The organism is Pseudoalteromonas sp. CR1 (assembly GCF_019392235.1).
Lineage (GTDB): Bacteria > Pseudomonadota > Gammaproteobacteria > Enterobacterales > Alteromonadaceae > Pseudoalteromonas.
Map to the genome: position 1 here is coordinate 124,902 of NZ_JAHXRM010000012.1, position 8,184 is coordinate 133,085.

Consider the following 8,184-nt stretch of genomic DNA (forward strand, 5'->3'; position numbering starts at 1 on the left):
TAACCCCGTGTGTAAATGCCACCGTAAGGTGGCATTTTTTTGTTTAGTATTACCCATTTAACAGTCGTTAATTTTAGTGGGGCATTAACGGATTGGTTTATATCCAGGTAAGTTATTCAGATCTACGTCATCAAGTTGTTCAGGATTTGCATACTCACTAATGTAATTTTTGTACACGCCTGATTCGATAAATACAGCAAAAATATCAGGATCTAGGTGGTTTTTCTCAACCATAGTACCGAGTATAAATAAGCACTCGCTCACTGGCTTAGCTTTTTTATAAGGTCTATCTACCGCTGAAAGTGCTTCAAATATATCGGTAATTGCCATTAATCGTGCAGGCACCGACATTTGCTCTTTAGTGAGACCTCTTGGGTAACCCGTTCCATCAAGTTTTTCGTGGTGCCCCAATGCATACTCAGATACTTTACTTAAGTGTTTAGGGAACGGCAGGGCATCTAAAATATTTTTGGTTACATCCATATGACGCTTCATGACATCATGCTCGCCAGCGGTAAGCGTACCTCTTCGTATTGACAGGTTTTCAACCTCATCATCGTTAAGTAATGGTGTACTTTTGTCATTAATCACTAAGTGGTAGTGTTTTGCAATACGTTCTATTTGGGCAAGTTCTTTATCACCTAAAAATTCCCCACCCACATTAATGCGCTGTAATAAGGCGCGATCAAGTGCAACTTGTTTAAGCTCGGTATCGAGTAGCCGTTCTAGTTGCTTCACCTCTACGGGCTTGTTATTTTTCATTGCTGAGATGATTTGTTCTTGATAAGCAATTTTTAGATCTCGGCTAATAATTTCAAACTTAGCGTCTATGTAGTTAATACGATCAAAAATAGTTTCTAATTTAGTCGCTTTTTCCATGATGTGATCGGGGGTGGCGATTTTTCCACAGTCATGTAACCAGCCTGCGATGTCGAGTTGGTGTCGGTCTGAGTCACTTATAGAAAATGACGCTAATGGACCCTTGCTCATTTCATTCACTGCATCGGCCAGCATTAGCGTTAATGCTGGTACACGCTTACAGTGCCCACCGGTATGAGGAGACTTTTCGTCTATGGCCATTGCAATGGTTTCAGCAAAAGTAGAAAACAACTCTTCCATCTCTTTAATCAGCGATGAGTTAGTTAATGCAATAGCCCCTAATGAAGCAAACGAGCGTATTAGCGTCACTAACTCTTCGCTAAACGGAATGATATTATTTTTTTCATCTTTCACGTTTATTAACTGAATAACCCCTAAAATATCATCTTGGTGATCTTTTAAAGGAATAGTCAGCATTGATTGCGTACGGTAACCCGTGCGTGCGTCCATTTCACGCGCGGCGCTCATGTCAAAAGGCAGTGCTGCGTAAACATCAGGAATATTAATTACTTTTCCTGAGTTAACGGCATGGGCAACTATTGCTCTTTGGTTTGGTTTACCATCGATATACAAATTAATATTAGGAAAGCTAACAAAACGATCTGAACCACCACCTAAGTATAAGTTAAGTGACTTGTTGATCACGGTTTCAAACTTAAGCTGATCTTCTTCTGTAATCGAATAAATACTGCCGGCATCTGAATTAGCGATAGACATCACAACTTGTAAAATTTCGTCCAACAGCAGTTGTGGCTCTTTTTCGGTAGTAAGACGAATACTAATATCGATAAAGTGCTGAAGGTTTGTTCTGTCTTTAATGTGCTGTGGCATATTTTTGCTACTTTTTTGTATGTATGAAGGCACCATTCCAATCCTTAGCGAGTGTTTGTATATCTGTACTTTGTATTCGTTCAATATAAATACGGTAAACGTCTGCGTTTAATACAGCGTTACTTTCTAATTGCTTAAATAAACTAAGCGCACTTTCCCATTCTTTATTATGAAAAAGCGTGATGGCTTTTAGCGAGTTATCTATTTCGTTCAGCTGTATTTTGCTTAGTTTATTCGTATAATTTATGGGTTCATATAGTGCAATTGAAGTTGTTTTCCCCACCACCTGCACTTTATCAATGAGCCTAAAAGAGATCCCCGAGCATGCCTGCATTGTATCTTCGGTAACCAGAATAGCGACACCATAAAACTTGGTCAAGCTTTCGACTCTTGCCCCTAAGTTAACTGCATCCCCTAATACGGTATACGCTTTACGGTACATTGACCCCATGTCACCCACATTCATATCACCAGAGCTTAAGCCAACCCCAATACTAATTGCTGGAAGGTTTTGCTTTGCAAACTGTGAGTTAATTTCCGCTAGGCCATCAGTCATTGCTAGAGCCGCTTCTACCCCATGTTGGGCGTGGTCTTTATCTATTAATGGGGCATTCCAAAATGCCATCACCATATCGCCAACGTATTTGTCTATTGTGCCAGTGTTATCGAATATTATTTTGGTAATAGCGCTTAGGTATTGATTTAAATATTCACTTAATTGGTGAGCCGACATGCTTTCAGATAGTGACGTAAAACCTCTTATATCGGCAAATAAAACAGTCATGTTTCTGCGTTCGCTATTTTGAACTAAATTACCGCCTTGTTCTATAAGCTGATTTATACGCTCGGGTGGCACGTATTGGTCAAACATCGTTTTTATTTTTTTGCTGTGTTTCATTTCAGCAATAGAGCCAATAATAATGTAATAGCTGGCTAAAAGAGTGGTGAGTAATAAGGTCATAAATAAAGGAAGGCTGACTTTTTGTGCCGACCACAAATAAAAATTTATAGCGACATTAACGCTTGCAACAATAATTGAGAGTGCCAAAATAAAGCGTGCGGTTTTACCAATGCTAAAAAACGACAGGGCAAGGCCAGTAATAATAATAATGACCAAACTGGCGCCAAGTGACCAACTCGGTTTTGAAGGAAGTAGCTGTGGGTTCATTAGTCCTTCAAATATATTGGCATGCACTTCAACTCCCGGGTATTGCAAGCCTACTGGTGTAGCGCGTAAGTCAGCCAACCCTACTGCGGAGGTGCCAATAAACGCGACGCTGCCTTCTAGCTCTTTTAAACCAACTTTCTGGGTTAGCACATCGGTTGCTGAGTAATACGCAAAGCTGCGAGCGCCGCCTTTATAAGGAATAAGGATTTGTCCGTATTCATCGGTTTGAATCCATTTATTGTGAAACTTAATGCCTTCAAACAGGGTGATGCCATTTGATGTATTTGAACGTGTTTCTATTGTGTTGGCTAATGTATATAAACGGGCGGCTTCAAGCGCTAAAGAAGGGTAAAGGGTATTACCTACACGGTTAACCAATGCTGCTTTTCTTATAAAGCCATCTTCATCACTATGTGCATTAATAAAACCATGGCCAGCAGCAACATTTTGTAATTTAGCAATATTTATAATAGCGCCAGGGTAGTCATTAATTTGCGAGTTTGTGTGTTCATCTTCTTGCCAAATTACGCTGCTTTTAGCTGGCGCATTATGATCACTTAATTCATCGTTAATTAATAAAAACCCCAATGTAATATCATTTTTTGCCAGCGCTTTAGCTAATTTTGTATCGGCGTCTACTTGTTGTTTTATTGTCGAAAGCGGGGTCGCATATTTTGCCGAAAAGCCAGGAAGTTCATCCATGATTTTAGTGACCGGGTTTACTTCGGGCTCCGAAAAAAATATATCGAAGGCAATAACAATGACACCAGCGTCAGTCAATTTAATGACAAGATCAGCCACTTTTGAACGGCTCCAAGGGAAACGCCCTTGTTCTTGCATGCTTTTTTCATCAATGTCGATAATAACTACAGATTCATTTACTTTTCTTGGTGTGTCTGCGAGGGTTAGCTGTAAGCGTGAATCGTAAATAATCCCCTCAACTCGGTTGAGAAGTTTAGCTACCGCACCTGTTGAAAAAAATTCGATAGATGCTATGAATAATGTGATCAATACACCAATATAAAAATGCTTTGATGTTATTTTTTTTAATAGGCTAATGTTCAAAGCTCCTAGGGCATTTAAAATTCAAAAACGCGCCCCTCTCGACCACATTCAATACACACATCGTTGCCGTAGCTGGTTTGTAAGTAGCTTTCTATTTCGCTTAATTGCTCATCGGTTCTTGCAGGATCATGACTGATTATCACCATGTTTTTAACTTTTGCGTTTATTGCAAGCTGTGCAACTTGGTCAATAGTGCTATGGCCCCAACCATGTTTTAATGGTAAGTCAGCATCAATAAGCTGAGCGTCATGTATTAGTAGGTCTGCTCCTTCAATAAATGCAGTCCACTCGCTAATACTTGTGGTAGTTTGCAAAGGTGGGTTAAGTTCGTTATCGGTTACATATGCTACCTTAGCGCCATCAGCAAATAAGCAATAAGCAGTTCCGCCACCAGGATGATTTAGCGGGGCGGTAGATACAGAAAAACCATTAAGGTTAAATTGCGTTTGTGCCGTAAGCTCTGTATTGAGCGTAATATTTGAAGGTAAATCTTGATGGCGTACAGGAAAATAAGAGCCACTCATTTGTTCTAAGATAGCGCGTTGAGTGTTTTTATCGTCAACATCACCTGCAACAATAGTTATATCGCGATGTGGTTGATATATCGGTTTAAAAAAAGGAAAGCCCTGAATATGATCCCAATGATTATGAGTGAGCAAAATACAGATTGGGCCTTGTTGTTCGAGTAATCTCTCTCCAAGTTTTGCTATACCGGTACCCGAATCTAATATCAGCGCATTGCCATTATTTTGTGTTACATAGGTGCAAGATGTGTTGCCACCAAATCGATGTGTATCGCTACCAGGTGTTGGCATTGAGCCCCTAACCCCAAATAATTCGACTTTCATTTATGGCTCAACTCCATCGGGATAAAAATCAAATTTAGATACACTCACATCATTAGAGTTACCATTATCGCAAATGCTACTTACAACCACCTGAGTATCGCTTTGTAAAATAACGGAGCTAAATGTGAGTGAGTTTGTACACAGGTTGGTTTGATAATAACCAACGCCACCAGTCCCAAATACACTATCAAGTTCACCATTTACAGTTATACGTGCAATGACGCCTTGGTTGTTACCAACGCCTACTAATACAAGTTTATTAGTGGTATCAAGCTTGGCATCTTTAATTAAAGTATTGCCGGTTGCAGCTAAACTGTATTGGCCAACGCCATTTTCAGCGAAGCTTGTATCTAGCGTACCTGAAGAAAGCAAGCGAACAACATTCGCTTTATCAGGTGTACCAACTAGGTTTGCCACTAAATAGATAGCGCCTGATGAGTCGGTCAGTATGCCGGCTACTTTATTATTAATGTTAGGCGTATCGGTGCCTGTGTATCTAAATAACTCATTGCCGGTTAAGTTAAGTTTGAGCGCAACTAATGCTGAATCAGCACCTGTTACTAATTTACCAGCAATAAAAATTTCATTGTTATTAATGTGAATTTTAGAAAAGTACTCATCGTTTAGCCCTAATAAAACGCCTTCAGTGCCAAAGCTTGTAGCAAGTATTCCTTGCGCTGTGAGCATCATTGTAAATGACTGTGTGTTCCCAGATTGCGTTGCAGTACCAACTGCAACAATATTGTTGCTATTGGTTATTGCTAAATCTGATAATGTAAGTGCTTCGGTATTTTCAATATTAGTTACATAAATGCCGTCGCTTGCAAATGCTGTGTCGAGGGAGCCGTTTTGGTCTACTTTGGCTACAAAGCCTTGCGAGCCATTGGTGGTTTTTTTAGTACCAGCAAGTAATAAGTTGCCATTGTTTAATTCAGCTAACGCAATGTGTTGTGAGTTTAACTCAATGGCAATTTCTTTATGGGCCGTTTCACTAAAGCCTGTGTCAATTGCTCCTGTGCTGGTAAAACGTGTTAATACCAATTTTATTACACCGTTAGTTTCGGCTGTTGAGGCAAGCATATATTTACCTGCTTGAGCGCCATTACTAAGTTGTATCAGTTTTATTGATTGATCGTTTGATGCTTCGGTTATTTCATCAAGAGTTAAATAACCTGTGCTATTGAAATTAGTAAATAATGCGGCCTGATCGGTTAAAGCTCCAATAAATGGTTTAGCGTTGGTGTCGTCATTAATGCCAGCTACCCACAAGGTATCGTTAGAGTCGATAGATGCTGTATTTATAACTTGCTTAGCATCTAAATCAGCCAGAATGTTAATTCCAGATTCACCGTAATTATCATCAAGTGCACCTGTTGAGCTTATTACACGTGCTGTGAATATTTGCTCTGAAATAGGTACGCCTGTTGTGCCCGAGAGCATTATTTCATTTTTAATCGGTTCGTACTGAATACCAGTTATTTGAGCGCCGCCATTACCCGCACCGCTGTTGCCATCAATGTTATAAATTGCAATTCCGTCGGTATCAAAACTAGTTACTAGCTCGCCATTTTTATCAATGGCTAACACAACCGCATCTTTTTCGCCTGAGTTTCTTGTTACATAACCACCTGCAAAAGCAGTAAAATTAGAATCAGCTAAACCACCAATGGCAAATAACTCATCGTCTTTGTTGTTACCTAGCTGGCCTAAGTCGCTTGATAAGTTAATGATAAGCGGATCGCCCCCATTAAAACTACCGTCGTTATCTCCATTTGCTTTTAAATAACGTATTAGCGAGTTTTTAGTGCCATCAGCACCGGTAACGCTACCCACAACTAAATAGTCTGAGTTTTCAAAGTTTTTAACTGCGTAGCCTTCATCATCACGATTAGCGCCACTTACATCAACAATTGCGGGGGTAGAGTTTTCAAATGACAAGTCGTCGGTTTTATAATGTACCCACAGGCTATCGGTTTGAGTACCATCAAAGTGTTTGCCTACAGCAAGTAATTTATTACCGTCAATTTCAAGGTCATTAATAAAGGTGGTACTGTTTAGCGTTGTACATTGTATGCCGGTACTACTTTCATCGTCATCATCTGAGCCGGTTCTTAATGTCCCTGCAAGATCCATTTTAAGTACACACGCTTCATTATTACTGCCATCAAAACTAGAATAGGCAATAAATAAATCGGTGCCATCGGAAATAATGGCGGTGGCTTCTTCATCTTGCTCTAAATCAAGTGTTTTGGTGCCTGTGCTATTAAACGCGGTATTTGCATCGCCGTTATTTGTGTACGAAACAACAAGAATGTCTTTATCAGCATTATTGGTAAAGCCCACAAAATATAGGTTGTTATTAAGCGCTAAGCTGTCGTTAAATTGCCCGCTTGAAAATACACTACCTAAATCGAGCGGCCCTGAAACAGGGCGACCAAATGATGCATCTTCAACAGGGATTAGCGGCTCGGTAACATCAAGGATATTAACCGTGATATTAACTGTTGTGGTTTCATTAGGAGTGCCGTTATCTGTTACTTGAATATTTAATATATATTGAGTTTTTGTTTCATAGTCAAAAGGGGTTTCGCCATTCACGCTTAAAATGCCAGATGATGCATTTAAGTTAAATAAAGCAAAATCACCGCCGGCTAGTGCATAGGTTAAATCTTGATTTTCAATATCAGTGGCAACAATGGTTCCAATTGTGTCGGAATCAGTTGCATCTTCATTAATACTAAAGCTTTGTTCAGCTACCGCTGGTGCATCGTTTACTGGGTTGACGGTAATCGCTAATGTGCTGCTAGCCGTGCCAGCATTGTTATCACTTGTAGTGTAAGTCACTGTTGCTACACCATTTGCATTAGCCGCTGGCGTGTACTGAATTTGGTTATTAACAATAGTTGCTGTGCCTATATCTGCACTCGCAGTATTTATTACTAAGCTGTCGCCATCCACGTCTGAATCGTTTGCCAGTACATCAATAGTAATAGGCGCAGCGTCTTCATCCATGGTTGCAGTATCGGCGGTAGCAACGGGGGCGTCGTTTATTGGGTTAATGGTAATCGCTAATGTGCTGCTAGCCGTCCCACCATTATTATCACTTGTAGTGTAAGTTACCGTTGCAACGCCGTTTGCATTGGCAGCAGGCGTGTACTGAATTTGGTTGTTTACAATAGTTGCCGTGCCTATATCAGCACTCGCAGTGTTTATTACTAAGCTGTCGCCATCCACGTCTGAATCATTCGCCAGTACATCAATGGAAATAGGCGCTGCATCTTCATCCATGGTTGCAGTATCGGCGGTAGCAGCGGGGGCGTCGTTTATCGGGGCAACTGTAATGGCTAATGTGCTGCTAGCCGTGCCACCATTATTATCACTTGCAGTGTAAGT

At 40.3% G+C, this 8,184-nt stretch carries 4 protein-coding genes; all 4 read right to left on the reverse strand.

The window, feature by feature from the left end; translation table 11 throughout:
* Nucleotides 1–84: 84 nt before the first annotated feature.
* Entirely contained in the window at nt 85–1,746 is a 1,662-nt protein-coding gene (locus tag KZZ04_RS12095) for an HD family phosphohydrolase (protein WP_058404648.1), read from the reverse strand.
* Nucleotides 1,718–3,943 (reverse strand): CHASE2 domain-containing protein, encoded by a 2,226-nt coding sequence (locus KZZ04_RS12100; protein WP_219422840.1) that lies wholly within the window; start codon nt 3,941–3,943, stop codon nt 1,718–1,720. The genes KZZ04_RS12095 and KZZ04_RS12100 overlap by 29 nt, the downstream gene beginning before the upstream one ends.
* A 14-nt stretch (nt 3,944–3,957) precedes the next feature.
* Nucleotides 3,958–4,791, reverse strand: a complete 834-nt coding sequence (locus KZZ04_RS12105; RefSeq protein ID WP_219422841.1) for an MBL fold metallo-hydrolase — start codon at nt 4,789–4,791, stop codon at nt 3,958–3,960.
* Nucleotides 4,792–8,184, reverse strand: a 3,393-nt coding sequence (locus tag KZZ04_RS12110; protein WP_219422842.1) for a tandem-95 repeat protein, incomplete at its 5' end; no start/stop codon positions are given. It abuts the gene before it with no gap.